At 66.9% G+C, this 25474-nt stretch carries 25 protein-coding genes and 1 pseudogene; 14 read left to right on the forward strand and 12 right to left on the reverse strand.

Features of this window, described 5'->3' with window-relative positions; translation table 11 throughout:
• The 3 genes and pseudogenes from ACE5CZ_RS02700 to ACE5CZ_RS02710 all read right to left on the reverse strand — a co-directional run.
• Positions 1 to 662 (reverse strand): annotated as a pseudogene (locus ACE5CZ_RS02700) (ATP-dependent helicase); the annotation flags it as partial.
• A 369-nt stretch (positions 663 to 1031) separates the two neighbouring features.
• Positions 1032 to 1490 carry a DUF805 domain-containing protein gene (locus ACE5CZ_RS02705; RefSeq protein WP_374945824.1) on the reverse strand — a complete coding sequence of 153 codons (459 nt, stop codon included), beginning with the start codon at positions 1488 to 1490 and terminating at the stop codon, positions 1032 to 1034.
• A 99-nt stretch (positions 1491 to 1589) separates the two neighbouring features.
• Positions 1590 to 4874, reverse strand: a complete 3285-nt coding sequence (locus ACE5CZ_RS02710) for an efflux RND transporter permease subunit (RefSeq protein ID WP_374945825.1) — start codon at positions 4872 to 4874, stop codon at positions 1590 to 1592.
• A gap of 169 nt (positions 4875 to 5043) precedes the next feature.
• On the opposite strand from ACE5CZ_RS02710, the gene ACE5CZ_RS02715 reads away from it, so the two are divergent.
• On the forward strand, positions 5044 to 5406 hold the full coding sequence (locus ACE5CZ_RS02715; protein WP_374945826.1) for a hypothetical protein: 363 nt from the start codon (positions 5044 to 5046) through the stop codon (positions 5404 to 5406).
• A gap of 45 nt (positions 5407 to 5451) precedes the next feature.
• Here ACE5CZ_RS02715 and ACE5CZ_RS02720 read toward each other — a convergent pair whose 3' ends face one another.
• Positions 5452 to 6888 carry a PLP-dependent aminotransferase family protein gene (locus tag ACE5CZ_RS02720; RefSeq protein WP_374945827.1) on the reverse strand — a complete coding sequence of 479 codons (1437 nt, stop codon included), beginning with the start codon at positions 6886 to 6888 and terminating at the stop codon, positions 5452 to 5454.
• 61 nt (positions 6889 to 6949) lie between these two features.
• Here ACE5CZ_RS02720 and ACE5CZ_RS02725 point away from each other — a divergent pair, with 61 nt between their 5' ends.
• Positions 6950 to 7603 (forward strand): YitT family protein, encoded by a 654-nt coding sequence (locus tag ACE5CZ_RS02725; protein ID WP_374945828.1) that lies wholly within the window; start codon positions 6950 to 6952, stop codon positions 7601 to 7603.
• Here the strand turns inward: ACE5CZ_RS02725 and ACE5CZ_RS02730 are convergent.
• Positions 7534 to 8298: a MerR family transcriptional regulator gene (locus tag ACE5CZ_RS02730; protein WP_374945829.1), complete on the reverse strand. Its 765-nt coding sequence runs from the start codon at positions 8296 to 8298 to the stop codon at positions 7534 to 7536. The two genes, ACE5CZ_RS02725 and ACE5CZ_RS02730, sit on opposite strands and share 70 nt — an antisense overlap.
• A gap of 143 nt (positions 8299 to 8441) precedes the next feature.
• On the opposite strand from ACE5CZ_RS02730, the gene ACE5CZ_RS02735 reads away from it, so the two are divergent.
• The gene (locus ACE5CZ_RS02735) at positions 8442 to 10232 is read left to right on the forward strand and encodes an alkaline phosphatase family protein (protein ID WP_374945830.1); all 1791 of its coding nucleotides are present in this window, start codon (positions 8442 to 8444) and stop codon (positions 10230 to 10232) included.
• Positions 10233 to 10235: 3 nt separating this feature from the next.
• Here the strand turns inward: ACE5CZ_RS02735 and ACE5CZ_RS02740 are convergent, their stop codons facing one another.
• Positions 10236 to 11618 carry a glycine--tRNA ligase gene (locus tag ACE5CZ_RS02740; RefSeq protein ID WP_374945831.1) on the reverse strand — a complete coding sequence of 461 codons (1383 nt, stop codon included), beginning with the start codon at positions 11616 to 11618 and terminating at the stop codon, positions 10236 to 10238.
• 106 nt (positions 11619 to 11724) lie between these two features.
• Here ACE5CZ_RS02740 and ACE5CZ_RS02745 point away from each other — a divergent pair, with 106 nt between their 5' ends.
• On the forward strand, positions 11725 to 13755 hold the full coding sequence (locus ACE5CZ_RS02745) for an APC family permease (protein WP_374945832.1): 2031 nt from the start codon (positions 11725 to 11727) through the stop codon (positions 13753 to 13755).
• Between the two features lie 85 nt (positions 13756 to 13840).
• Positions 13841 to 14071 (forward strand): DUF3073 domain-containing protein, encoded by a 231-nt coding sequence (locus tag ACE5CZ_RS02750; RefSeq protein WP_374945833.1) that lies wholly within the window; start codon positions 13841 to 13843, stop codon positions 14069 to 14071.
• On the opposite strand, the gene ACE5CZ_RS02755 is transcribed toward ACE5CZ_RS02750, so the two are convergent.
• Positions 14068 to 14415, reverse strand: a complete 348-nt coding sequence (locus ACE5CZ_RS02755; RefSeq protein WP_374945834.1) for a hypothetical protein — start codon at positions 14413 to 14415, stop codon at positions 14068 to 14070. The two genes, ACE5CZ_RS02750 and ACE5CZ_RS02755, sit on opposite strands and share 4 nt — an antisense overlap.
• Before the next feature lie 58 nt (positions 14416 to 14473).
• Here ACE5CZ_RS02755 and ACE5CZ_RS02760 point away from each other — a divergent pair, with 58 nt between their 5' ends.
• Positions 14474 to 15283 carry a putative protein N(5)-glutamine methyltransferase gene (locus tag ACE5CZ_RS02760; protein WP_374945835.1) on the forward strand — a complete coding sequence of 270 codons (810 nt, stop codon included), beginning with the start codon at positions 14474 to 14476 and terminating at the stop codon, positions 15281 to 15283.
• Here the strand turns inward: ACE5CZ_RS02760 and ACE5CZ_RS02765 are convergent.
• Positions 15280 to 16194, reverse strand: coding sequence for a LysR family transcriptional regulator ArgP (locus ACE5CZ_RS02765; RefSeq protein WP_374945836.1), 915 nt, complete (start codon positions 16192 to 16194; stop codon positions 15280 to 15282). The genes ACE5CZ_RS02760 and ACE5CZ_RS02765 overlap by 4 nt on opposite strands.
• Before the next feature lie 71 nt (positions 16195 to 16265).
• Here ACE5CZ_RS02765 and ACE5CZ_RS02770 point away from each other — a divergent pair, with 71 nt between their 5' ends.
• Complete coding sequence (locus tag ACE5CZ_RS02770; RefSeq protein ID WP_374945837.1) at positions 16266 to 16895, forward strand: LysE/ArgO family amino acid transporter; 630 nt, start codon at positions 16266 to 16268, stop codon at positions 16893 to 16895.
• A gap of 32 nt (positions 16896 to 16927) precedes the next feature.
• A complete protein-coding gene (locus tag ACE5CZ_RS02775; RefSeq protein WP_374945838.1) occupies positions 16928 to 17332 on the forward strand; it encodes a RidA family protein in 405 nt (134 codons plus the stop codon).
• Between the two features lie 25 nt (positions 17333 to 17357).
• Here ACE5CZ_RS02775 and ACE5CZ_RS02780 read toward each other — a convergent pair whose 3' ends face one another.
• Positions 17358 to 17723, reverse strand: a complete 366-nt coding sequence (locus tag ACE5CZ_RS02780) for a sterol carrier family protein (protein ID WP_374945839.1) — start codon at positions 17721 to 17723, stop codon at positions 17358 to 17360.
• A gap of 44 nt (positions 17724 to 17767) precedes the next feature.
• On the opposite strand from ACE5CZ_RS02780, the gene purD reads away from it, so the two are divergent.
• Together purD and ACE5CZ_RS02790 are read left to right on the forward strand one after the other, a co-directional pair.
• The gene (gene purD / locus ACE5CZ_RS02785; RefSeq protein WP_374945840.1) at positions 17768 to 19039 is read left to right on the forward strand and encodes a phosphoribosylamine--glycine ligase; all 1272 of its coding nucleotides are present in this window, start codon (positions 17768 to 17770) and stop codon (positions 19037 to 19039) included.
• On the forward strand, positions 19036 to 19914 hold the full coding sequence (locus ACE5CZ_RS02790; protein WP_374945841.1) for a phosphoribosylaminoimidazolesuccinocarboxamide synthase: 879 nt from the start codon (positions 19036 to 19038) through the stop codon (positions 19912 to 19914). Before purD ends, ACE5CZ_RS02790 begins: the two co-directional genes overlap by 4 nt.
• On the opposite strand, the gene ACE5CZ_RS02795 is transcribed toward ACE5CZ_RS02790, so the two are convergent.
• From ACE5CZ_RS02795 to purM, 3 genes are all read right to left on the reverse strand, one after another.
• Entirely contained in the window at positions 19904 to 20275 is a 372-nt protein-coding gene (locus ACE5CZ_RS02795; protein WP_374945842.1) for a hypothetical protein, read from the reverse strand. The genes ACE5CZ_RS02790 and ACE5CZ_RS02795 overlap by 11 nt on opposite strands.
• A gap of 260 nt (positions 20276 to 20535) precedes the next feature.
• Entirely contained in the window at positions 20536 to 21195 is a 660-nt protein-coding gene (locus ACE5CZ_RS02800) for a DUF1345 domain-containing protein (RefSeq protein ID WP_374945843.1), read from the reverse strand.
• Positions 21196 to 21258: 63 nt separating this feature from the next.
• A complete protein-coding gene (gene purM / locus ACE5CZ_RS02805) occupies positions 21259 to 22359 on the reverse strand; it encodes a phosphoribosylformylglycinamidine cyclo-ligase (RefSeq protein ID WP_374945844.1) in 1101 nt (366 codons plus the stop codon).
• Between the two features lie 134 nt (positions 22360 to 22493).
• On the opposite strand from purM, the gene ACE5CZ_RS02810 reads away from it, so the two are divergent.
• The 4 genes from ACE5CZ_RS02810 to ACE5CZ_RS02825 form a co-directional block, all read left to right on the forward strand.
• On the forward strand, positions 22494 to 22751 hold the full coding sequence (locus ACE5CZ_RS02810) for a BatC protein (RefSeq protein WP_374945845.1): 258 nt from the start codon (positions 22494 to 22496) through the stop codon (positions 22749 to 22751).
• On the forward strand, positions 22751 to 24010 hold the full coding sequence (locus ACE5CZ_RS02815; protein WP_374945846.1) for a cupin domain-containing protein: 1260 nt from the start codon (positions 22751 to 22753) through the stop codon (positions 24008 to 24010). The genes ACE5CZ_RS02810 and ACE5CZ_RS02815 overlap by 1 nt, the downstream gene beginning before the upstream one ends.
• Positions 24007 to 24924, forward strand: a complete 918-nt coding sequence (locus ACE5CZ_RS02820) for a sucrase ferredoxin (protein ID WP_374945847.1) — start codon at positions 24007 to 24009, stop codon at positions 24922 to 24924. Before ACE5CZ_RS02815 ends, ACE5CZ_RS02820 begins: the two co-directional genes overlap by 4 nt.
• A gap of 13 nt (positions 24925 to 24937) precedes the next feature.
• Positions 24938 to 25474: DUF72 domain-containing protein (locus tag ACE5CZ_RS02825; RefSeq protein ID WP_374945848.1), on the forward strand; the 537-nt coding region annotated here is incomplete at its 3' end.

The following is a 25474-nucleotide window of genomic DNA, read 5'->3' on the forward strand; positions in this document are numbered from 1 at the left end:
ACGTCATCCACCGGAGCGTGTCCCGTCGTGGGACGGTCGTCGCGCTTCGGGTAGAAGTCCGAGCCACGGTCGTTGCTGCGCTGCGGACGGTCACCGTACGACGGACGGTCATTGCTGCGCTGCGGGCGGTCACCGTACGACGGACGCTCGCTGCTGCTGCGCTGCGGGCGGTCACCGTAGGCCGGACGCTCCGTGCGCTGCGGACGGTCACCGTACGACGGACGGTCATTGCTGCGCTGCGGGCGGTCACCATACGACGAACGCTCGCTGCTGCTGCGCTGCGGGCGGTCACCATACGAGGGACGCTCGCTGCTGCTGCGCTGCGGACGGTCACCATAGGCCGGACGCTCCGTTCGCTGCGGACGGTCACCGTATGACGGACGCTCGCTGCTGCTGCGCTGCGCACGGTCACCATACGACGGACGCTCGCTGCTGCTGCGCTGCGGACGGTCACCATACGACGGACGCTCGTTGCTGTAGGCGGGACGCTCGGAGGCACGCGCCGCACGCTCGTCGGCGTTCCAGCGCGCCTTCTTGGGGGCGCCGGATGCGGGGGCCGCCTCGTAGCCGCGGTGGCCGGGCGACCTGCTGGCCGACTTCGAGCCGTTGGGCACGTAGTTCTTGGCAGGCTTGAAGCCGCCGGACTTGTTGGATTTAGGCATAATTCTTTCCGGGTTTTATTAGAGTGCATGGCAAAACGACAGCCCGAATTGGCTGTTGCTTGCGAGAACCCGGAATATCTTCAGTCCGGGGCCGTGTCATACGTTGACATTCCTCTTGAGCAACGGGGATATTCGCATACGTCACGAATGACCGCTGGCCAGTGCGTCCATACACTGACTTGGGAAACCGGCCCACCAGACTTACAAACCCTTCCGCGACGAAATCGCGGTGTCTAGAGCCGACCTGTAAACGTTACACGTCGCACGCCTTCTTGTCACTAGCTGCGCCGGCGAATATGGCTTAACGACCGCATGCGAGGCCACTGTGGCCTCGCATGCGATCAAACGAATAGAGAAAAGCGAAAACGGCTAGACGTCGAAGCGTGCACCCTCGGGCTTCGAAGGAAGCAGCGTCAGAACCAGGATGATGATGCCGCCGACGAACGGGATCAGCCCGAGGAACGCGAAGAATCCCGAGAAGTTGCCGTCGTGCAGGCGACGCACCAGCAGGGCGATGCTGGGGATGAGCGTGGCGAGCGCCCAGATCAGCGTGATGATGCTGAAAATCACGTAGCCTGCACCGGGAGCCTGGTAGGTGTCGTCGGCCGCCACCCCGCCCGGGCCACCTGTGACGACGGCGAGCAGTTGAAGTACACCCGACACGACGAACGAGACGAGGAACCACCACCAGTACTCGCTGCGGCTCGCGCGACCGCTGAACGTGGCGTACTTCGTGAAGAACCGACGCACGGCATCGCCGAGCGTGGCGCCGTAGAGAGGCGCCGAAAGGGGTACGGCGCCGGAGTATCCGGCCTGGGGCGTTGTCATGATGTGCTCCTCGTGAATCTGACGATGTTCACCATGATCATAGGAGGCGCTCAGGCGGCCCGATGGCTCATTTCCTGGTGTTACGTCGTCGGTCGTGCATTATTCACCAACATGCGCTCCGAGCTGCTCGGCTACCGGCTCGTCGCTCGACCGGCGCGGCCCGGGTGCACGTCGGCCTTCGCCCTGTTCGCGTTCGTTACGGCGCAGCGCGCGTCGCTCGAGCGAGCCGTAGACGACCGAGTACAGCACCGGCAGCACGACGAGAGTCAGCACGGTCGACGAGATGAGTCCGCCGATGACCACCAGCGCGAGCGGCTGCGAGATGAACCCTCCGTGACCGGTGAGCCCGATCGCCATGGGAAGCAGCGCGAAGATCGTGGCCAACGCGGTCATGAGAATCGGCCTGAGCCTGCGACTCGCCCCATCGATCAGGGCCTCGCGCACGGAGCGGCCCTTTTCGCGGTACTGGTTCACGAGGTCGATGAGCACGATGGCGTTGGTCACCACGATTCCGATGAGCATCAGCACGCCGATGATCGACGGCACGCCGAGCGGGATGCCCGACACGAGTTGCAGAATGATCGCTCCGGTCGCCGCGAACGGCACCGACACGAGCAGCAGCAGGGGCTGCAGGAGGCTGCGGAATGTGGCGACCATCACGACGTAGACGATCAGGATGGCGACGAGCAGCGCGATGCCGAGCTGGCTGAACGCTTCGCCCTGGTCACTGGTCACACCACCGAGTGAGGCGGTGGCCCCCGCGGGCAGCGTCGTCGCGTCGACGACGGCCTGCACCTCGGAACTGGCCGTTCCGAGGTTGTCGCTGGCCGGCGTCGCCGTGATCGTGGCCGTGCGAACGCCCTTGACCGTGGTGATGGATGCGGGCCCGTCGACGGTCGCGACCGTTGCGAGCGAGTCGAGTCGCACCATCCCCGTCAGAGTCCAGATCTGCAGACCGGCGAGCTCGTCGACGGTCGCCGGCGACGTCTGCGACTGGATGTAGATCGAGTAGCTCGCGTCGTCGATGAAGATCGTTCCGATGGTCTGCGGCTGCATGGCCTGCGACACGAGGCCGCCCACGATCATCTCGCTGAGCCCGGCCTCGGAGGCCTTCGACCGATCTACGGTCACGGCGATGTATGGCCTCGAATTACTGAGGTTGCTCTCGCTCTGCGTGATCGCGTCGAGTTTCGACACCTTCGCGAGAATGGCATCGGATGCCGTTTGCAGGTCACCCGCGCTGGTCGCGGTCACATCGATGGCGATGTCGCTCGACGTTCCGAATCCAGCAGAGGCCGCCACCGTGATGTCGCCCGCGTCGCTCGTCTTCTCGAGCGTCTTTCGAACAGTCTCGGTCAAGGCATCCTGATCGGCGCTCTCGTCGGTCGTGATCGAGTAGGTGATCGCCCCGGCTCCGCCGCCCACGAAGGCGTCGCGCAGCGCCGAGCCGCTCGAGCCGATGCTGAGCTGCACGGTCTCGATGCCCGTGATGCCGAGCAGCGCCTTCTCGACCGATTCCGCGGCCGTGTTCTGCGCATCCAGGCTCGTGCCGACGGGAACCGTCTGAGTGACGGTGAGGGTGTTCTGGCCGCTCGAACCGAGGAAGTTCGTTTTCATGAACGGCGTGAGGCCGAGTGTGAGAATCAGCAGCAGCGCCGCCGAGACGAGGGTGATCACAGGCCGCTTCAACGTGCCCTCGAGGATGGGCAGGTAGCGCCGTTGCAGGGCCGTCGGCTTCTCCTCCTCGACCACGAGCTGTTCCTGGCGCCTCGCACGGCGCGACTCCAGCCCCGTGGCCGGGTCGACCGGCACCACGGGGGCGGATGCGACGTCGTGCGCATGCGCCTTCGGTGCGCGCGATCGCAGAAACCAGTAGGCGAGAACGGGCACGATCGTGAGCGCGACCACGAGGGAGGCGAGCAGCGCGATGGTGACCGTCAGCGCGAACGGCCGGAAGAGTTCGCCCGTCGTTCCCTCGACGAACGAGATCGGCAGGAAGACGGCGACGGTGGTGATGGTCGACGCGGTGATGGCGCCGGCGACCTCGCGCACCGCCTCTACGATGATGGCGGCCCTCGCGGTGCCCGCGCGATCGGTTGTGCCCTGCATGCGCGCAACGCCGTCGGGTGACGCGAGATGGCGCCGGATGTTCTCGATCACCACGATCGAGTCGTCGACCACCCGGCCGATCGCGATCGTGAGCGCGCCGAGGGTGAGGATGTTGAGCGAATACCCCGCGGTCTGCAGGCCGATGAACGTGATGAGCAGCGACGTGGGAATGGAGATGGCGGTGACGAGGGTCGACCGAACCGAAAGCAAAAACACGAGGATGACGACCACGGCGAAGAACAGCCCGAGCAGGCCCTCTTCGGTGAGCGCCGTGATCGACTGCTGGATGTAAGGAGCCTGGTCGAAGACCACCGTAAAGGTGGCGCCCCCGAGGGCGGACTTGAGTTCGGGCAGCAGATCTTGAACCGCGTTCGACACCTCGACGGTGTTCGCCGCGGGCAGCTTGGTGATGGCGATGGTGAGCGCCGGCTTGCCGTCGACCCGCGAGATCGAGGTCACCGGGTTGTCGGTCAGTGCCACAGTGGCCACGTCGGCGATCGTGTAGATTCCGCCCTCCGGCTTGAGCGCCCCTTGGAGTGGCAGGCTTTCGATGTCTTCGACGCTCGAGAGCTTCGTTCCGGCCTGCACCGAAAGGGTCTTATCGCCTTCCGTCAGCGACCCCGCCGGAATCAGCAGCCCGTTGTCGCTGACGGCATCCCGAATCGCCTGCGACGACTGGCCAGCGACAGCCAGCGCCGCGGGATCGGGGGTGATCGTGACGCGCTGGCCGATGTCGCCCACCAGCTGGGCGTCACGCACCCCGGGCACGTCGGAGATGTCGGGCAGGGTGTTCGCGCGCAGCAGTGCCGCGAGCGCCTTCGTGTCGGTGGCGCCGTCGGCCGGAGTGACCGCGATTTGCACGACAGGAAAGTCGTCGATTCCGCCGGAGAGCACCTGAGGGTCGAGGTCTTCGGGCAGGGTCGACTTGATGCGGTTGATCGCCTGGTTGATCTTCTGCTCGGCAGTCGCGAGATTGGTGCCGTAGGTGAAGGTGGCGCTGATGATCGAGAGGTTCGTGCTCGATGTGGCCGTGGTCGTCTCGATGCCGGCGACGCCCTGAATGGCCGTCTCGATGGGCACGGAGACGTCGTCGTTGACGACCGCTGGCGACGCGCCGGGGTAGTTGGTCAGCACCGCGAGCTGCGGAAACTCGATCGACGGGATGAGTTCCTGCTTCAGGCTGGTCAGCGCGAGGCCGCCGAAGACGGCCGCCACGATCGTGACGAGCGCGATCAGCGCGCGGTTCTTCATGCTGAGGATGGCGAGAAAATGCACAGGGTACCTTCTGTCGAGCGGCGCACAGGCCGGTTCGCGAACAGAGTCCACTATGACATCCCGGCATGGTACAGCCGCAACGCGCCCCGAACACCGGCCGATGCTTACGGCGAACAGCCGATGAGCGCAATGAGTTGAAACCCCGCATCGTCCTCGCGAGGATCGAAGTATGAAAAGGATCCTCTACAGCGGCGGTGCCGTGATGACCGGCGACCACCTGGCGGATGCCGTTCTCGAGTATGCGAGCGAGCTCGCCCGACAGGAGTCGAGCGACACCCTCGACGTTCCGAGCATCAGCGATGCGGGCGTTGCGGGGCACACCCAGCTGCTGCTCGGGCCGGCGAGCCAGTTCGTGGTCGAAGAGGTCGAGACCGATGTCGATGACCCGTTCGATGCCGAACTGGTCGAGACGATCGCAGAGAAGACCAGGCACCTCCAGGCTCCGAAACCGGTCGCATCGACCAGCACGGCCGACTACCCCGATCTCGACGCGGCGACGGAGGCCCCCGTTCCGCCGCCCGCCGACTCCTGACGCAGCAGCTCTGGCGCAGCAACCCTGCGCAGCCACTCTGACGCGTCAGGCCACGTCGCCGTAAGCCTGCGCGCCGGAATCCGGGTTGCGCATGATGGTCTGCCACGCGCGATCCAGCGCATCCATGCCCTGTTCGAGCTGGGCCGTCGGGTAGCCGAGCGGGATGCGCAGAAACCGTTCCAGGGCGCCGTCGAGCCCGAAACGGGGCCCGGCCGTGATCAACAGCCCCTCGGCACGTGCGGCGAGGGCCAGTTGCGATGACACGGGCGAACCGAGCCCCACCCAGCTGGCGAGGCCGCCGGCCACCCGGGGCGCGTTCCACGACGGAAAACGTTCGGAGACGAGCTGCAGCACCCGGTCGCGCCCTGTCCGAAGCTGCTCGCGGCGCACGCCGAGAATTTCCGGCATGTCGGCGAGCATGCGCGTGACGATGAGCTGCTCGAGAACGGGGGTGCCGAGGTCGCTGGCGGGCCGGGCCGCCGCGAGGGTGCGGATGAGCCCGGGTTCCGCGCGGATCCAGCCCACGCGCAGGCCGTCCCAGATGGTCTTGCCGACAGACCCGATCGTGACGACGCTGTGCTCGTCGCCGGGCGTCGCATAGGCGGCGAAGGGAAGGAAGTCTTCGGTGCGGTCTATGTCGAGCTCGCCAGACGTCTCGTCGACGAGCAGCGTCGTTCCCGCCCGCACCGCCTGGTCGATGGTGCGCTCGCGCAGCTCGACAGACATCGACTCGCCCGTGGGATTGTGAAAATCGGGCATCAGGTAGCCCACCGCGGGGTTCGTGCGCCGCATGAGTTGTTCCAGCGCCGACGTGTCCCACCCCTCACCGGCCGTCACATTCACCGGCACGAGTCGTGCGCCCGCGAGAGCGAGCGCCTCGTAGGCGTGGGGATAGCTCGGAAGCTCGACCAGGGCGCGGTCGCCTCGGCCGAGGAGTACCCGTGACAACAGGGCGATGGCGCTCTGGGCGCCGGTCGTCACGAGCACCTGATCTCTCGTCGTAGCAAGCCCACGCGCGGCATAGCGAGCGGCCACGGCGTCGCGCAACTCGGGAATGCCCTCGAAGTTGTAGCCGGGTCCTTGCAGGTAGCGCCCGAAGTCGTCCATCGACTGCTGCGTGGCAAGCGCGATACCGGGGCTCGCGGGCATCACCGCTTTCGTGAAGTCGAGGAAGCCGCCGCCGGAATCGACGGCCAGGCTCGCCCGCCCGGGCACACGCGTCACGCTGCCCGAGCCCCGGATGCTGATCGTGTAACCGCCCTCGCGCAGTTCTCGATAAGCGCTGGACACGAGCGTTCGACTCACGTCGAGCGCGTTGGCGAGCTCGCGTTCGGCGGGAAGTCGAGTATTCGCGGGTATTCGGCCATCGAGAACAAGAAGGCGGATGCGGTCGAACAGCGCCTGATAGAGAGGCCCGCCGCCGCCCTTCCAGTCGCCGAGGAGCGATCGCAGGGCTCGGGTACCCAGGAGTGCGTCGGACATGCAGCCACCTTAGCAAAATTGGCTTCTTGATCTCAGGCCAATTCGGCAATTGGATGCTTATATGACGTCATCGCTCTTCAGCCGCTTCGCCCGGCTCATCGTCGGCCTCGCCCTCTACGGGTTCGCCCTCTCGATGATGGTGCGGGCAGCACTCGGCATCGATCCGTGGACCGTCTTCGCGCAGGGTCTCGCAGCGCGAACCGGGCTCGGAATCGGACTCCTGACGATCATCGTGGGCGGCGGCGTACTGCTGCTCTGGATTCCGCTGAAGCAGAGACCGGGCGTCGGAACGGTGCTGAACGTGCTGATGCTCGGCCCGGTTCTAGAGCTCGGCCTCTGGCTGTTGCCGCCCATGCCCACGATCTGGGCGCAGATCGGACTGTTCGCCGGGGGGCTCGTGCTCCTCGCCGTCGCCAGCGGCATCTACATCGGCGCCCGGCTGGGACCGGGCCCGCGCGACGGGCTGATGACCGGCATCCACGATCGAACCGGATGGCCGATCTGGGTGGGCCGCACGGGGGTCGAGGCCAGCGTGCTGCTCGCCGGCTGGCTGCTGGGCGGCAACGTGGGGCTCGGCACGCTGGCCTTCGCCCTGTTGATCGGCCCCCTGTGCAGCATCACCCTTCCTCTCTTCGGGGCGCGGCCTCAGCCGGCGATCCGGCCCGCGAACTCGACCAGCGCCGCGCGCACGAACTCCGCGGTACCTGCTCCGTGAGCGTCGTAGACTGCGCCGAATCGGTCGTCTGACACATAGAGCTCGCCGAGGCCCCGCAGGTACTCGAGGGTCGGGCCGTCGGGATACCCCGGCGTGCCCGGAACCTCGGCGAGCAGGTCGACGTGCCGCCGCGCGATGACCTGCGCCTCGTCGCTGCCGGCCGATAGCCCGGCCTGCGCCGCCGCGCCGAAGTCGGCGGCCACCCGCGCCTGCGCATCCTGGAACGCCGCCCTCTCGTCGGCGGACTTGGCGCGCCACCACTCGTCGCCCGAGGCGAACGCCGCGGCGCCCCACCTCGTCGACACCTCGTCTTCGTGGCGCACGTGCGCAAAGCCGGTGAACATCTCTTCAGCCATCAGTTCTTCCTTTCCTGTCATTCGTCGAATCGTCGTTTCCACCGCGGCGAGCTGCTGGTCGATGCGTCGGCGCTCCTGCCGCAACCAGTCGAGATGAGCACGAAGGGCGATGGATGCGTCGGGCTGGTTCTCGAGAATGCTCGCGATGGCGGGCAAACCGAGCCCCAGCTCTCGGAGCAGCAGGATGCGCTGCAGCCGAACGAGCGCCTGCTCGTCGTAGTGGCGGTATCCGTTGGGCGCGATCCGGCTCGGTTCGAGCAGCCCCATGTCGCCGTAGTGGCGCAGCGTTCGCGACGTGGTTCCCGCCAGTTTGGCGATCTGCTGGATAGACCAGTCCACGAGCGGCTCCCTTCTTCGTGCGTGCCTCGGTGGGTGTAGTTTCACGCTAGACCTTGACGTTGCGTCAATGTCAAGCTCGAAATCGAAAAACTCGCTCGGTACTATGAAAGTGACCACTTCCGCTCCGTGAATCGATCGATGCGATGCCTCCGTTCCCGCGAAAACGTGCCGCTTCTGCCCAGCCCCCGGCATCCGGCACGTCTGCCGGGCCCGCGTCGCCGTCGAGGCGCGCATTCCTGCAGAGTGCCGGAATCTTCGCCGCGGGCGCCGTCGCCGGAGGCGCGGGGGGCGCCGCTATCGGAGCTATGGTGGGCGCCGGCAACCCTGAGCTCGACTTCGAACCCGACGAGGCCACGCCGAGGAAGGCGTTCGAGCACATCGTCGTGCTGATGTACGAGAACCGCTCGTTCGACAATCTCCTCGGCTGGCTGTATCGCGACGACGAGATTCCCGCTGGAGCATCGTTCGACGGCCTGCACCAGGGCGATTATTCGAACCCGGCGCCCCACGGGCATCCCGACGTGAAGGCCCACGTCTACGGCGGATCGACCGACATCATCATGTCGAGCCCGCACCCCGACCCGGGTGAGGCGTACCCGCATGTCAACACGCAGTTCTTCGGAACGGTCGACGCCGCCAACCACAACACTCCGCCGTTCGGCGCCGAGGCCACCATGAAGGGCTTCGTCACCGACTACGTCGAGAACTACGAGCACCTCTCGGGCGGCACGAAGAAGCCGAACCGCGAGCAGTACTCACTGGCCATGGGCGGGTTCTCCCCCGAGATGCTTCCGGTGTTCTCGACGCTGGCCAAGGGGTTCGCCGTCTACGATCACTGGCACTGCGCCGTGCCGTCGCAGACGTTCTGCAACCGCTCGTTCTTCCACGCCGCCACGTCGCACGGCTTCGTCACCAACCAGGGCGACGGCGGCTATGAGAAGTGGCTCGACCCAGACAGGGCGGATGCGCCCACGGTCTTCAATCGACTCGAGGAGGCGGGCATCCCGTGGCGCGTCTATTACGACGCCGCCCAGCTCGTATCGATGACCGGGGTGCTGCACGCGCCCGCCACGGAGAAGTACTGGAAGTCGAACTTTCGCACCCTCGACCAGTTCTACCTCGACGTCGAGAGCGGAAACCTGCCCGCCTATTCCTTCATCGAGCCCCGCATGGTCTTCAATCACAACGACATGCACCCGCCCTACGGCGTGCTCCGTGAGGGGTCCGACGGCTTCGGCGACGACGTGCTCGATGGCGCGGTGTCCGACGTGCGGGCCGGCGAGGCGCTGCTGCACTACATCTATTCGGCCATCAAGAATTCGACGAGCCCGACCGGGTCGAATGCTATGAACACGATGCTGTTCGTGACCTTCGACGAGCATGGGGGTACGTACGATCACGTTCCGCCCGGGGCTGCCGTTCCCCCCGGCGACGGCAAGCAGGGCGAGATGGGCTTCGGCTTCGACCGCCTCGGAGGCCGCGTTCCGGCGATTGCGATCTCGGCCTACACGCAGAAGAACACCATCATCAACGACCCGATGCAGCACAGCGCCCTCGTCGCCACGCTGTCGCGGCAGCACGGACTCGCGCCGCTGACGAACAGGGACGCGGAGTCGATGGACATGTTCAACGCGATCAATCGCAGGTCGCCTCGCCCGGTGTCGGACTGGCCGACGACCATGCCGCACTACGTTCCGCCGAACCCCGACGAGAACCTCGACCCGAATGCGCCGGAGCACCGCGCAAAGAAGCTCTCCAGCCCAGCGAAAGGCCTGATCGGCCTGCTGATGGCCAAGTACGCGAACCCGGATGCGCGGGTTCCCGACACCTACGAGCAGGCGTTCGCGGCCCTCGTGATGCACGGCCGGGGCCTGTTCGGCACCCTCGACGGCAGCGCCAACGAGGGCGACGAAGACGGCAACCCCGACAACTGAACGCTACGCGCCGATGAGGCGCTCCGCGAGGTATGCCTGCAGGCGGTCGAGCGACACGCGCTCCTGTGCCATGGAGTCGCGCTCGCGCACCGTGACTGCGTTGTCTTCGAGCGACTCGAAGTCGACGGTGATCGCGAACGGCGTGCCGATCTCGTCTTGACGGCGGTACCTACGGCCGATGGCACCGGCGTCGTCGAAGTCGACGTTCCAGCTCTGGCGCAGGTCCTGGGCCACCTTGCGCGCGAGCGGCGACAGGGCCTCATTGCGCGACAGCGGAAGCACGGCGGCCTTCACCGGCGCGATGCGCGGATCGAGTTTGAGAACGGTGCGCTTGTCGACGCCGCCCTTCGAGTTCGGAGCCTCGTCTTCGTGGTACGAGTCGACGAGGAACGCCATGAGCGCGCGCGTCAGTCCGAACGACGGCTCGATCACATAGGGGATCCAGCGCTCGTTCGAGGTCTGGTCGAAGTACGAGAGGTCGGTGCCGGATGCTTCGGAGTGCGTCTTGAGGTCGAAGTCGGTTCGGTTGGCGACACCCATGAGCTCGCCCCACTGGCTGCCGGGGAACTGGAAGCGGTACTCGATGTCGACCGTGCGCTTGGAGTAGTGCGACAGCTTCTCTTGCGGGTGCTCGAACTGGCGGATGTTCTCGGGGTCGATGCCGAGTCCGATGAACCACTCCCAACTCTGGTCGATCCAGTACTGTTGCGCCTCTTCGTCGGTGCCGGGCTGCACGAAGTACTCCATCTCCATCTGCTCGAACTCGCGGGTGCGAAAGATGAAGTTTCCGGGGGTGATCTCGTTGCGGAAGGCCTTGCCCACCTGGGCGATGCCGAACGGCGGCTTCTGCCTCGAGGTGTTCAGCACGGTGGCGAAGTCGACGAAGATGCCCTGCGCGGTCTCGGGCCGCAGATACGCCATGCCCGACTCGTCTTCGAGCACACCGAGGGTGGTCTTCAACATTCCCGAGAACTTCTTGACCTCCGACCACTGGCCCGCATTGCCCGTGTCGGGGTCGCGCACGTCGGCGAGGCCGTTGACCGGTGGATGCCCGTGCTTGGCTTCGTAGGCCTCGAGCAGGTGGTCGGCTCGGTAGCGCTTGTTGGTCGCGAGCGACTCCACCATCGGGTCGTTGAAGACCTCGACGTGGCCGGATGCCTCCCAGACCTGGCGCGGCAGAATCACGGCGGAGTCGAGCCCCACGACGTTGTCGCGGCTCTGCACCATGAACTTCCACCACTGCCGCTTGATGTTCTCTTTGAGCTCGACACCGAGGGGGCCGTAGTCCCAGGCACTGCGCGTGCCGCCATAGATCTCTCCTGTCGGAAAGACGAATCCTCGGCGCTTCGCGAGGGCAATGACAGAATCAAGAGGAGATGTGGGCATAACGGCTTCCGTGAGTCGCCCACCGGCCGGCTGCCAGCGGGTGGATAAGCCACAATCTTATGGGAGGGGCGATGACCCCGCTGCTCTCGGAGTAGTGTTCTCACTCGTGACTAACGAAGTCAAGTCGGCCAAACGCTGGTTCATCGGCGAACCCCTTCCGAGCGACAAACTCGAAGGGCAGCTTCTTCCGAAGCGGCTCGCACTGCCCATCTTCGCCAGCGACCCGCTCTCCTCCGTGGCGTACGCGCCGCAAGAACTGCTGATGATCCTGCTCATCGGCGGCCTCGCGTTCCTCAGCTTCGCGCCGTGGGTCGCGGCCGCCGTCGTGCTCCTCCTCGTGGTCGTCGTGGCGTCGTACCGCCAGCTGGTCAAGGCCTACCCCTCGGGCGGCGGAGACTACGAGGTCGCCCACAAGAATCTGGGCGAGAAGGCCGGACTCGTGGTGGCGTCGGCGCTGCTGGTCGACTACGTTCTGACCGTTGCGGTGTCGGTCGCGTCGGGCGTCGACAACATCATCTCGGCCCTGCCTTTTCTCAACGCCTACCGGGTCGAGATCGCCGTCTTCTTCGTGATCGTGCTCGCCGCCGTCAACCTTCGCGGCGTCGCAGAGTCGAGCAAGGCGTTCGCGATTCCCACCTATCTCTTCGTGGGCAGCGTCGCGCTGATGATCGTCGTCGGCCTCGGCCAGGCCCTCTTCGGCACCGCGCCCGTCGCCGAGTCGGCCGGATACGGCATCAAGGCCGAGGGCCTCGCGCAGGCCGCCGTCATCCTTCTTCTGCTGCGAGCCTTCTCGAGCGGCTGCAGCGCCCTGACCGGTGTCGAGGCCATCTCGAACGGCGTGCCCGCCTTCCGCACGCCGAAGGTGCAGAACGCCCAGCGAACCCTCGTGCTGATGGGCAGCATCGCGATCGTTCTGTTCGCCGGCCTCGTCGCCCTCGCCCTGATCGCGCGGGTGCACTACGCCGAAGACGCGTGCAACCTCATCGGCTTCGAGAACTGCGAGGGGCAGCCGCAGCGCAGCCTGATCGCGCAGATCGCCTCGGCCGTCTTCGGCAACAACTCCGTGCTCTTCTACGTGATCCAGGCCTCGACAGCCGCGGTTCTGCTGCTCGCCGCCAACACGGCCTTCAACGGGTTTCCCCTTCTCGGATCTGTTCTCGCGAAAGACTCGTACGCCCCGAAATCGCTGCTCACCCGGGGCGACCGTCTCGTCTTCTCGAACGGCGTGCTGATCCTCGGTCTCTTCGCCACGATCATCCTCGTGGTCTACCAGGCGAGCCTCACGCAGCTGATCCAGCTCTACATCATCGGCGTCTTCGTGTCGTTCACGCTCGGCCAGACCGGCATGGTCAAGCACTGGTGGGCAATGCTGAAAGGCGGATGCGCTAACCGCGGCGCAGTCTGGCGCGGCCTCGCCATCAACGCATTCGGCGCCCTGCTCACCGCGGTCGTGCTGATCGTGGTCACCATCACCAAGTTCACCCACGGCGCCTGGCTCGTCTTCGCGATCATGCCCGTGCTCTACATTCTGATGCTGGGCGTCAACCGCTACTACCGCGACGTGAACAAAGAGATCGAGGTCGACGCGACCACCAGATTCGGCGCCGACGGCGATCACGCCATCGTGCTCGTCGGCCGCATGCAGAAGCCCGTGCTCAAGGCACTCGACTACGCGATCGCTGCACAGCACGACAGCATCGAGGCCGTGCATCTCTCCATCGACGACGAATCCACGGATGCGCTCGAGAAGGCATGGAGGGAGATGAACATCTCGGTGCCGCTCAAGATCATCGTCTCGCCCTACCGCGACGTCGCCGAACCGCTGTGCCAGTACATCGCGAAACGACGCTCGTTCCACGGATCCGAGGTCGTGACCGTCTACACCCCCATCTACATCGTCGGCCACTGGTGGGAGACCCTGCTGCACAACCACAAGGCCCGCCGAATCCGCAAACGTCTGATGCTGGTGCACGGCGTCACGATCGCGCTGGTGCCGTGGCTGCTCGACTCCTCGGAGGTGATCTACGGCCGCAGGTCACGCCCGCTGCCCGGGTCGGAGCGCCGAGGCGAGCCGGTGCGGCCCGTTCCGCGCACTCCGCGAGAGGAACGCCGACACGCGAAGGCGCAGCAGCAGTAGGTGCTAAACTGACGCAAGTTTTGTAAGTTATTCGACTCCCGGGTGGCGTTCTCATCCCCCGGCCCGAAAGGTGAGGGGGTCTCGCATGGGGCGCGGCCGTCAAAAAGCTAAGCACACCAAGGTTGCTCGCGAGCTGAAGTACTTCAGTCCCGACACCAACTACTCCGCGCTCGAGCGCGAATTGAGCCACCCCTCCGACGGTGAGCCCGACTACTCCAAGTGGATCGACGATGACGACGAGTCCGACAGCGACGACGTCATCGTGGTGAATCCCGAACTCCTCGACTCCGACGAGCCGCAGAAGAAACGCGCCTAGCCCTTCGGCAACTGGCCCGGTTCTTCGTCAGCCACGGCGACCTGTTCGCTCGTGGTCATGACGACGGTGCGCGCGCGCCTGTTCGACGCACGGTCGACGACAACGGCGATGCCCGCCGAGAGCCCTACGAACACGGTCACCAGAATGATTCCGACGAAGCCGAAGACCTGCGCGCGCGAATAATTTGGCTGCTCAGGAAAGACGAACGTCAAAATCAGCGTGAGCAGGATGGCGAAGACGACACCCACCACGATGAAGCGCACGTAGCGCGGCGAACGTCGCACCACCACGTCATGAGTCGCAGCTGCAGAAGCGGGAAGGGTCGATTCGTCGGGAAGAGCCACACCCCATTGTCTCGCACATTGTCGGGCGATTCCCGTGCCCGGCGACCATAATCAGCTGATGACCTTCGACCGTCTGACGCAGTTCGACCGGATCGTGCTCACCCTGCGTTCGGCTGGATGCGTGTTCGCCGAAGACGAGGCGAACCTGCTGCTCGACGCGGCGAGCGACAGCGACGCCCTCGATGCCCTCGTGGCCCGACGCGTCTCGGGCGTTCCTCTCGAGCATCTGCTCGGCTGGGCCGAGTTCGCCGGAGTGCGGGTTCTGGTCGACGAGGGGGTCTTCGTTCCGCGGCGCCGAACCGAGTTCCTCGCGACTCGCGCCGCCGAACTGGCGCGCGAGTACGAGCATCCGGTCGTTCTCGACCTCTGTTGCGGCTCGGGCGCGATCGCCCTGGCGATCCGCGAGTCGCTGTCGACGTCGACGTCGAAAAGCGCACCCGAGATCTACGCGGCCGACATCGACCGGGCCGCCGTCGCCACCGCGAGGCGCAACCTGCCGCCGCCGACCGTCGTCATCTGCGGCGACCTGTTCGATCCCCTCCCCGATACGTTGCGCGGACTCGTCGACGTGATCGTCTGCAACACCCCCTACGTGCCGACGGATGCGATCGGCTCGATGCCGCCGGAGGCCCGGCTCTTCGAGGCGCAACTCGCGCTCGACGGCGGCGACGACGGTCTCGACGTGCAGCGCCGCGTCGCGGCAGCGGCGATGGAATGGCTCGCGCCGGGCGGCCACGTGCTCGTCGAGGCGAGCGAGCGGCAGGCCCCGCACTCGGTCGAACTGTTCGAACGGGAGGGGTTCGCGAGCCGCGCCGAGTACTCCGACGAGTACGACACCACGATCGTCGTCTCGACCAGCGCTCGCTAGCGCCTGCCGAACTCGTGCAACGACGCCCGCGCGCCCCGACGCACAGCCTCGGTGACCGTGTCGAGCAGCGTGGACGTGAGATTCCAGCGCTGCCAGAACAGGCGCACCTCGGTGTATTCGCCCGGTGCGAGCTCGAGAAGACTCCCCGCACCGAGTTCGGATTCGCACTGCTGCTCGGGAAGCATGCCCCACCCGAAGCCGAGCGCGACTGCTCGAGCGAAGTCGCTCGAGGTAGGAACGAAGTGCCGAGCCTGTGCAGCCGCGGCATCCCGCCCCGACGTACCCCGCACGAAGTCCGCCTGCAACTCGTCGCGCCTGTCGAAGTCGACTCTCGGCGCGCGGGCCAGTGCCGCGGCGTCGCCCGGCGCGATCCGGTGCCGGGCCTGGAACCTCGGCGTGCACACCGCCCGGTACCGCATCGACCCGAGGGGTTCGACGCTGCATCCCTGCACGGCGTTTGCCGTCGAGGTCACAGCGGCCATCACTGTTCCCGAGCGCAGTAACGACGTCGTGTGCTCCTGGTCCTCCCGGTAGATGTCGAAGAGCACTGCGCCCGACTCGGCTACAGACGCCACTGCGTCGAGAAACCAGGTCGCCAGGCTGTCGGCGTTGACGGCCACGGCGACGGAAAACGCCGCTTTCTCGACACCGCCCGCATGCAGGGCCGTCTGGGCATCCGTATCGAGAAGTGCGACCTGCCGTGCGAGGCGAAGCACGACCGATCCGGCTTCGGTGGCCAGCACGGGATTCGAGCGCTGCACCAGCACCCGACCTGCCGCCCGCTCCAGCGCCTTCACCCGTTGAGACACCGCCGACGCGGTCACCCGGAGCCTCTGCGCCGCCGCCTCGAACGTTCCCTCCTCGACGAGCGCCACGAGCGTCTGCAGATGATCCAACTGAAAACCCGTCATTAGCTCCTCTAATCTCTACTAAGAAAGATTAGCTGTACGAATGCTGAAACGGCTCTTATGGTCGAGAGATCATGCTGTTCGAAACGTCGCTTCTGCCTGCCCTCTTCGGACTCGGCACCGGTCTCGCACTGATCATCGCGATCGGCGCGCAGAACGCCTACGTGCTGCGCCTCGGAATCGCTGGACGGCTGCGTATCGTCGCCGTCATCGTCACGATCTGCGCCGTGTCGGATGCCCTTCTCATCGCGGCGGGCGTGCTCGGCATCGGGGTGGTCATCGAGAAGGCGCCGATCGCGCTCGTGGTCATTCGCGTGTTGGGCTCGGGGTTCCTCATCGTGTACGGGCTGATGGCCGCGCGCCGCGTGTTCCGCCCGCAGGCGCTCGAGCCGGCGGCACAGCAGGGGTCGATCTCGCTGAAGACCGCGGCCCTGACGACCCTGGCCCTGACCTGGCTCAACCCCCACGTCTACCTCGACACCGTGGTCTTTCTCGGTTCTGTCGCCAATCAGCAGGGTGCTGAGGAGCGCTGGTGGTGGGCCGCGGGCGCGATGATCGGCAGCGTGCTGTGGTTCAGCGCCCTGGGCTTCGGCGCCCGGCTTCTCCGCCCGTTCTTCGCCCGCCCGAATTCGTGGCGCATCCTGGATGCCGTGATCGCCGTGGTCATGCTGGCCCTCGGCATCCGCATGGCGGTCGGCTTCTGAGTCGGCCCGAACCGCGTCGCTAGGCTTGACGCATGTCCGTCGTCTCGCTCATCCGCTCGGATCTCCTCGCATCGACCGCCCCGTACGCGTACGCCTCGACGGCCCCGGCCGACGCGCGCCTGGTATTCCTCGCGGGCGCCTGCCCCCTCGACCTCGCCGGCGACGTCACCGCGCAAGGCGACATCGCGGCCCAAGCGCGGCTCTGCATCGAGAATCTCGAAACTGCACTCGCGGCAGCCGGAGCCTGCCTCGCAGACGTGCTATCGACCCGGATTCTCGTCGCCACGACCGAGCGGCCCGACCTCGTCACCGCCTGGAATGTCGTGCGCGACGCGTTCGGCGACCACGATGCGCCCAGCACGCTTCTCGGGGTGACGGTTCTCGGCTACCCGAACCAGTTGGTCGAGGTCGAGGCGATCGCGGCCGTGCGCGACTGACAGCCCGCCACCCGTGACACCTGAACTACGGGCGCTCGACCGGCACGTAGCCGGTGAGGTCTGCGCGTTGGCCCGATGCGTGGATGCGCGCGGCGGCGATTCCGGCGGCCCACGACAGCCGCCCCGTTGCGAGATCGAGCCAGGTGGCGGCATCCATCTCGACCACGTTCGGCGGGGTTCCGCGGGTATGACCGGGGCCCTCGATGCACTGCACCGCGCCGAACGGCGGAACTCGAACCTCGACGGTGTTGCCCTGAGCGGCGTCGGCGAGACACTGAAGCAGGTAGCGCGTGGCCGTGGCGGTCGCGTCGCGCGACGCGGCGGCCCCCTCTGCAGTAGTGCTGGCGATGGCCGCCTCGCCGTCGAGGGTGCGGATGCGTGTCTTCGCCATGGCACCAGCGTAGAACGCGGGGTGGCCGAAGCTAAACTGTGCCTGTGAAGATTCTCGTCCTCGGATCCGGCGCGCGCGAGCATGCCATCATCACCGCGCTCCTTGCCGAGCGCGGTCAGCACGACATCGTCGCGGCGCCGGGCAACGCGGGCATCGCGCTCGTCGTTCCTGTCGTCGGCATCGACGCCGACGACCCGGATGCGGTGGTCGAGTTCGCGCAGGACGGCGACATCGACCTGGTCGTCGTCGGTCCGGAGGCACCGTTGATCGCGGGGGTCGCCGACGCGCTGCGCAGTCGAGGAATTCCGGTGTTCGGGCCGAGCCGTGAGGCAGCCGCGCTCGAGGGCAGCAAGACCTTCGCCAAGCACATCATGGCCGAAGCCGGGGTTCCGACCGGTCGCGCCGAAAGGGCCGGCACGCTCTCCGACGCCGAGCGAATCCTCGACGAGTTCGGTGCGCCCTACGTGGTCAAGGCCGACGGTCTGGCCGCGGGCAAAGGCGTTCTGGTCACCGAGAGCCGCGATGCGGCGATCGAGCACGCGCACTACTGGCTGGGGCACGGCGACGTGCTCATCGAAGAGTTCCTCGACGGAGAAGAGGTGTCGCTCTTCCTGCTCAGCGACGGTCACACTGTTCGCCCGCTGTCGCCTGCCCAAGACTACAAGCGGCTCGGCGACGGCGACGCGGGGCCGAACACCGGCGGAATGGGCGCGTACTCGCCGCTTCCCTGGCTCGACGACCGATTCGGCAGCGAGCAGGCGTTCGTCGACGAGGTCATCGACACCATCGCCCTGCCCACGATCAAACAGCTCGCTTCAGAAGAGAAGCCGTTCATCGGCCTCCTGTACTGCGGCCTGATCCTCACCCGCGACGGAATTCGTGTCATCGAGTTCAATGCACGGTTCGGCGATCCCGAGACCCAGGTAGTCCTCCCCCGACTCGAGACGCCGCTCAGCGAGCTCCTCTTCGCCGCCGCGAGCGGCACTCTCGTCGACCAGCCGCGTCCGTCGTTCTCGAGCGACGTCGCGGTCACCGTCGTCGTCGCGAGCGAGAACTACCCGGGTGCTCCCGTGACCGGGCGCGTGCTCACGGGCCTCGTCGAGGCCGAAGCCGTGGCCGGTACGCACATCGCCCACGCGGCGACCGCCGTGCGCGACGGCGTACTCGTCGCCACGGGTGGCCGCGTGCTCAGCGTGGTTTCGACCGCATCCGACTTCGCCGAGGCCAGGCGCCGGGCATACGAGGCGGTCGACCTGATCGGGCTCGACGGTTCACAGCACCGCAGCGACATCGCCGACAAGGTGGCACAGGCATGACGATCGAGATCGACGGCTTCACCGACGTCTACAGCGGCAAGGTGCGCGACCTCTACATTCCGACGGATGCCGTGAACATCGACGACGCCGAGACTCTGCTCGTGGTGGCGAGCGACCGAGTGAGCGCCTACGACCACGTGCTCGAACCCGGCATTCCGGGCAAAGGCGAACTGCTGACCACTCTGAGCCTCTGGTGGTTCGACCAGCTGTCAGACGTTCCGAACCACCTCGTCGGCGATCAGGGCGACGTGCCGACCGAGGTCGCCGGGCGGGCCATGCTCGTCAAGCCGCTCGACATGTTTCCGATCGAGTGCGTCGTTCGCGGCTACCTCTCGGGCTCGGGCTGGAAGGAGTACCTCGAGTTTCAGTCGGTGTGCGGTGTCGCGCTGCCCCCCGGGCTCGAGAACGGCGACAGGCTTCCCGAGCCCATCTACACCCCGGCGTTCAAGGCCGAGCTGGGCGAACACGACGAGAACATCACGTTCGAGCGCACGGTCGAGCTGGTCGGAGCCGAGGTCGCCGAACGCCTGCGAGACCTCTCGCTCACGATCTACCGGCAGGCATCCGTCATCGCCGAGGCCCGTGGAGTGATCCTCGCCGACACCAAGTTCGAGTTCGGCGCCGATCGCGACTCGGGCGCGATCACCCTCGCCGACGAGGTGCTCACGAGCGACTCGAGCCGCTATTGGGATGCCGAGGCCTACGCTGCGGGCGACCGTCTCGCCAGCTTCGACAAGCAGATCGTTCGCGACTGGCTGGCGGCGAACTGGAACGCGACAGACGCGTCGGCCGGCCCGCCCCCCGCCCTGCCTCAGCAGATCGTGGAGCAGACCGCCGCGCGCTACCGCGAACTGCTGGCGCGACTCACCGACTGAGAGCATTGATGATGGCCTGGCGTGGCACATACGCCGCTTCGGTCAGCAGAGGCGGCCCCGCCTCAGCGAACGCGCGCATCGCCGATCGCACGAGTGCCCCGCTCCACACCTCCGGATGCGGCAGGCTCGGATCGACCAGCAGGCAGTCGAGCCGGGTCGGGTGCGGTGACGAGGCCGGGCCCCACCAGATGCCGCGGGCGAGCGGGCGCCCGTCGAGAAAGGCGAGCCAGGTCCACTCGTCACGGTACGTGCCGGCATTCTGGCCGGCGAGAAACTGCAGGGCGTCGACCCACGGGCCGGGCCCGGGCGATGAGAAAGAGAGAACGGCGCCGAGGTCGGCACCGGTTGTTGAACGAAACACGAGCGTGTCCTCCGAGAGAAGTGGAGGCGCCGCAGGACTTCGGTTCAGTCGATGAGTACCGAAGGGAGGAGCGCCGGGATAAGGGAAACCGTGCGGGAATCGCGTGTCGCGATCGCATCGATCTTGTCCATTGCCATCAACTCCCTTCCTGGTCGTGAACGCCCGGGTTGGCGTGCTCACCGACAGTAGCGTCGCTGCTCGCTCGATCTCAAGGCCCCGTTATCGACCCGTTATATTCTCGTGCACGCATATTAGGCGAATCAGGTGACGGAAGTCAGAAGAACACTGACGAGCAGAGCGATCACGACGGTGTTGAACGCGAACGCGATCAGACTGTTCGCCGACACGATGTTGCGCATGCGCGATGTGGTGATGGTGACGTCGGAGGCGGAGAAGGTCGTGCCGACCTGAATCGCCAGGTACACGTAGTCGACGAATCTCGGATGCTCGGTGTCGGCGAACTCGGCGCCTCCAGCGACCGCGTTCTCGCGCGCGTAGCGCACCGCGAACGCCGACATCGTGACGAGCAGCGAGCCGACGACCACGAGGATCGCGAGAACGACCACGACCGGCTCCGATCGGAGGTCGGCGTTGCGAGAGACCCCGATGACCGCGCCGACGGCCACGGCGGATCCCGTGAATGCCCAACTCACGGCGCCGCCGCCGTTCAACGACCACATGAGGCGCTTCCCGGGGGGCGGGGTTGTTGCAGCCAGCCAGCGCTCGAGGTCGTGACCCGTCGCCCGGCCGAAGATCAGGGCAGGAAGAAACGCCAGAAGAAGCGCAATGACGATCCAGGCGGTGAAGATTCCGCAGACGATCAAGAGGGTGTTGTTTCTGTAGCCTGCAGACACCAGCACGAACGGCACCACCATCATCGGTACGAACGCGATGAAGACCGCGAAGTAGCCGCGCGTCACATCGGAGGTGAATCGGGGAGGACGTCTCCCGTTACCAGTCTCAGTCTCTGTCGTCATGCGTTCTCAGTCGACGTACGATCCGACAAGTCGAACCGCGCCGCCGTCGACGCCCTTCGCGCCCTGCTCGAAGCCCACCAGGTCGCGGTCGCCGATCGATACGACACCCGCCAGCCAGGTCGGGATGCCGTCGGCCGTCAGGGCTTCCGCCACGGACCGAGCGGCATCGGCCTCGACCACGGCGAACATTCCGACGCCGAGGTTCCAGGTGCCCTCCGAGCTCTCGAGGGTCGACCCCGCGAGGTTTGACAGCACTCGGAAGACGGGCGCGGGCGACCAGGTCGACCGCTCGATCTCGACCCACGACCCCTGTGGCAGTACCCGGGCGAGGTTCGCGGCGATGCCGCCGCCCGTGACATGCGACAGCGAGTGGATGGCACCATCCAGCGCCGGGTCGCCGAGCACACGCAGCAGGGGCGAGGTGTACAGGCGGGTGGGCTCGAGCAGCACCTCGCCTACTATCCCGCCGAGCTCGGCCGACGTATCGGAGTAGCCGATACCACGCGAGGTGAGAATGTGACGCACGAGCGAGAATCCGTTGGAGTGCAGCCCGGAGGACGCGAGCGCGAGCACGACATCGCCGTCTTCGACGCGGTGCGCGCCGAGCAGGGCGTCGGCCTCGACCGCGCCGACCGCGGCACCCGCCACGTCGTAGTCGTCGGGGCCGAGCAGGCCCGGGTGCTCGGCCGTCTCTCCACCGACGAGCGCCGTGCCCGTGTCGGAGCAGGCCCGTGCGATGCCCGCGACGATGTCGGCGATGCGCTCGGGAACGACCTTGCCGCAGGCTATGTAGTCGGTCATGAAGAGCGGGGTGGCACCGACGACGACGATGTCGTCGACAACCATCCCCACCAGGTCTTGCCCGATCGTGTCGTGCTTGTCGATCGCCTGTGCGATGGCCACCTTCGTGCCCACGCCGTCGGTCGACGTGGCCAGCAGTGGGCGGTCGAACTGCTTGAGCGCGGTCACATCGAACAGGCCCGCGAATCCGCCGAAACCGCCGACGACCTGGGGGCCGTGCGTGGTCGAGACCGCCGCCTTCATCAGCTCGACGGCGAGGTCTCCGGCGTGGGTGTCGACGCCGGCCTGGGCATAGCTGTTGCTCATGCCGTTCATTCTTGCCTACTTGCGCGCCGTTCACCTGTTCGAGCAACATCTGTCCAGCCCCTCCCGCGCTGTCGGTCGACGGGAGTAGCGTGTTCTCAGATGGTGGCCAGACATCCACCGTGGGAGGAGAACCGATGGGTATCAACGACGAGGACATCACATCAGCAACCGATAACGCAGGCGAAGGCCCCGCCGATGGCGGAGCCAACGTAGGCGGCCACGACGGCGGTGCGGATGGCGCGGCTTCTGCGGGCGAAGGCCCGGCAGACGGCGGCGCGAACCCCAACGGCCACGATGGCGGAGCCGACGGATCGGCCGATGAGGGAGAGGGCACCGCTGACGGCGGAGCCAACCCCGGCGGCCACGACGGCGGAGCCGACGGATCGGCGTGATGAACCCCAGCCCTCACGAAGCGAGGGCGAAGCGCGGGTCGAGAAATCGACCCGCGCTTTCTCGCTGCATCACCGTCGGTGTCGATGAGTTCGCCGACGACCACTGGGGAAAGAAGCCCCTGCTCTCGCCCGCCGACTCACTCGAGAGCGACTTCTCCGATCTCTTCTCTTCGGAGGCCGTCGACGAGCTCGTCTCCGAGCGCGGGCTCCGAACTCCGTTCATGCGCATGGCCACTGAAGGTCAGGTGCTGGCGAAAGACAGGTTTACCGCTCCGGGCGGTTTCGGGGCCGAGATCGCCGACCAGGTCTCCTCCGAGAAGGTGCTCGCCGAGTTCGCGGCCGGCGCCACGATCGTTCTGCAGGGCCTGCACCGCACCTGGCCTCCGATCATCGACTTCACGACGCGGCTCGTCTCAGACCTCGGGCATCCGGTTCAGGTCAACGCCTACGTGACGCCGGCGTCGTCGCGCGGCTTCGATCCGCACTACGACGTGCACGACGTGTTCGTGCTGCAGATCGCGGGAGAGAAGCGCTGGCGAATCCACTCCCCCGTGCATCCCGACCCGCTCGCCGACCAGCCCTGGTCGCAACACTCGACGGCCGTTGCCCGAGAGGCGCACAACGAACCCGTCATCGACGAGGTGTTGCGCCCCGGCGACGCCCTCTACCTGCCGCGCGGGTGGATCCACTCCGCCGAGGCGCTCGGTGACACCTCGGTGCACCTCACCATCGGCGTGAGCGCCTTCACGCGGGCCGATCTCGTGGCGCAGGCGATCGCGAAGACGCGCGCCGACGCATCCCTTCGGTCGTCGTTGCCGCTGGGCCTCGACCTCGACGACCCGGATGCCTTGGCCGACGTGCTCGCCGAGACGCTGGCCGATCTCGTGGCCGCCATCCACAGCGACCCCGTGACACCCGACGCTGCCGCGGCATCCCTCGCCCGCCGATTCACGAACATCACCCGACCAGAACCGGTGAGGCCGCTCGCGACCGTCGCGGGGCTCGCGCGCCTCGACGCGGCTTCCGTCGTGCGCTGGCGTCGGGGTCTGGCGGGCAGGGTCGGCGCGAGCGGCGACACGGTCGAGCTCACGGCGGGCGCCCGCAGGCTCTCTCTTCCGCTCGTGGCGCAGGCCGCGCTCGAGCAGCTGCTGCTGGGCGAGGCGACGGCAGTGGGCGAGCTGCCCGGGCTCGATTCCGACGACGCGATCGTGGTGTGCCGTCGGCTCGTGCGCGAGGGCGTTCTGGTGCTCGGGGCGTGACCGACCTCAGCGCGCGCACCGTGCTACCCGACTGGCGACCGTGCAGCGACCGCTCCCGCGAGCGCGGCGACCCCCTGCCCGGCACGGGATCTCGCGGAACGGAATGGTTTCTCGTCGAGATCTCGGGTGCCTGGGGCCAGCACGCTTTTCTCGAGTCGACGCTGCCCGTCGATGTCGGTCGCGCGCTGGTGAAGCGGGTCGAGAGCCTGGGGATGCGACCGCTCGCCATTCGCAGAACCGGCAAGCGCACGCCTCAAGACGGCTACCGCTGGGCGTATGTCGATTCCCGTCCCGGATCAGAGAGCGTGAGGTGGGGCTGGGTGGAGACCGCCGAGGAGCTGCTCGACGTGCCTCTCGACGGGTCGACGGGGGTCGCCTCGCACAAGCCGATCGTGGCCGTCTGCGCGCACGCGAGGCACGACCAGTGCTGTGCCGTTCGCGGTCGCCAGGTGGTGAAGACGCTCGCCGAGGCGTTCGCCGACGAGACGTGGGAATGCTCGCACCTCGGCGGTGACCGCTTCGCCGGAACCCTCGTGCTGCTGCCCCACGGCCTGTACTACGGCCGGGCCGACGGGGCGGATGCGGTCGGCCTCGTGACCCGCTACCTCGAGGGCCGGGTCGACGAACGCTTCTTCCGCGGCCGAAGCTCGCTGCCGAATGCAGTGCAGGCCGCCCAACACCACGCCAGGGCCACCCTCGACGACGAGCGCATCGACATCCTCGGCCCGACCTCGGCTCAATTCGCCGACGGTGTCTGGCGTATCGAGCTCGAGTATCCTGCCGCCACGATCAAGGTGATGCTCGCCGAGACGCTGTCGGAACCGCTGCTGTCGACCTGCTCGGCCACCCGAACGGGCCGCAGCCGCGAATACCGTCTGCTGTCGGTCGAGATCGCCGACGCCCCTGTGTCGTGAGCCGGCCCGCGCCATGACCCTGCGCATCGGCACGAGCGGCTGGAGCTACGACCACTGGCAGGACGTGCTGTACCCGCCCGGGCTGCCGGCCGCGAAGCGCCTGGCGGTCTACGCGGCGGAGTTCGACACGGTCGAGCTGAACGCCAGCTTCTACCGCTGGCCGCGAGACACCACCTTCGCGGGGTGGCACGACAGGCTGTCGCCCGGGTTCGAGCTCGCGGTGAAGGCACCGCGCGGCCTGACCCACGGCCGCCGGCTCTATTCACCCGAGCCCTGGCCCGAGCGCATCCGGGGCGCGATGCACGCCCTCGGCGACCGCAGGGGGCCACTGCTCGTGCAACTGCCCCCGAACCTCGAACGCGACGATGCGCGCCTCGACTACTTTCTCGGCACGCTGCCCGAGTGGCTGAGGGTGGTCGTCGAGCCGCGCCACGCCAGCTGGTTCGACGACGGCGTCTACGAGCTGCTCGAGCGGCACGGCGCAGCCCTCTGCGTGATGAGCGGAGCCGGCCTGCCGTGCGTTCTGCGCGCAACCGCGCCGTTCGTCTAC

Source organism: Agreia sp., assembly GCF_964263775.1.
Classification (GTDB): domain Bacteria; phylum Actinomycetota; class Actinomycetes; order Actinomycetales; family Microbacteriaceae; genus Agreia.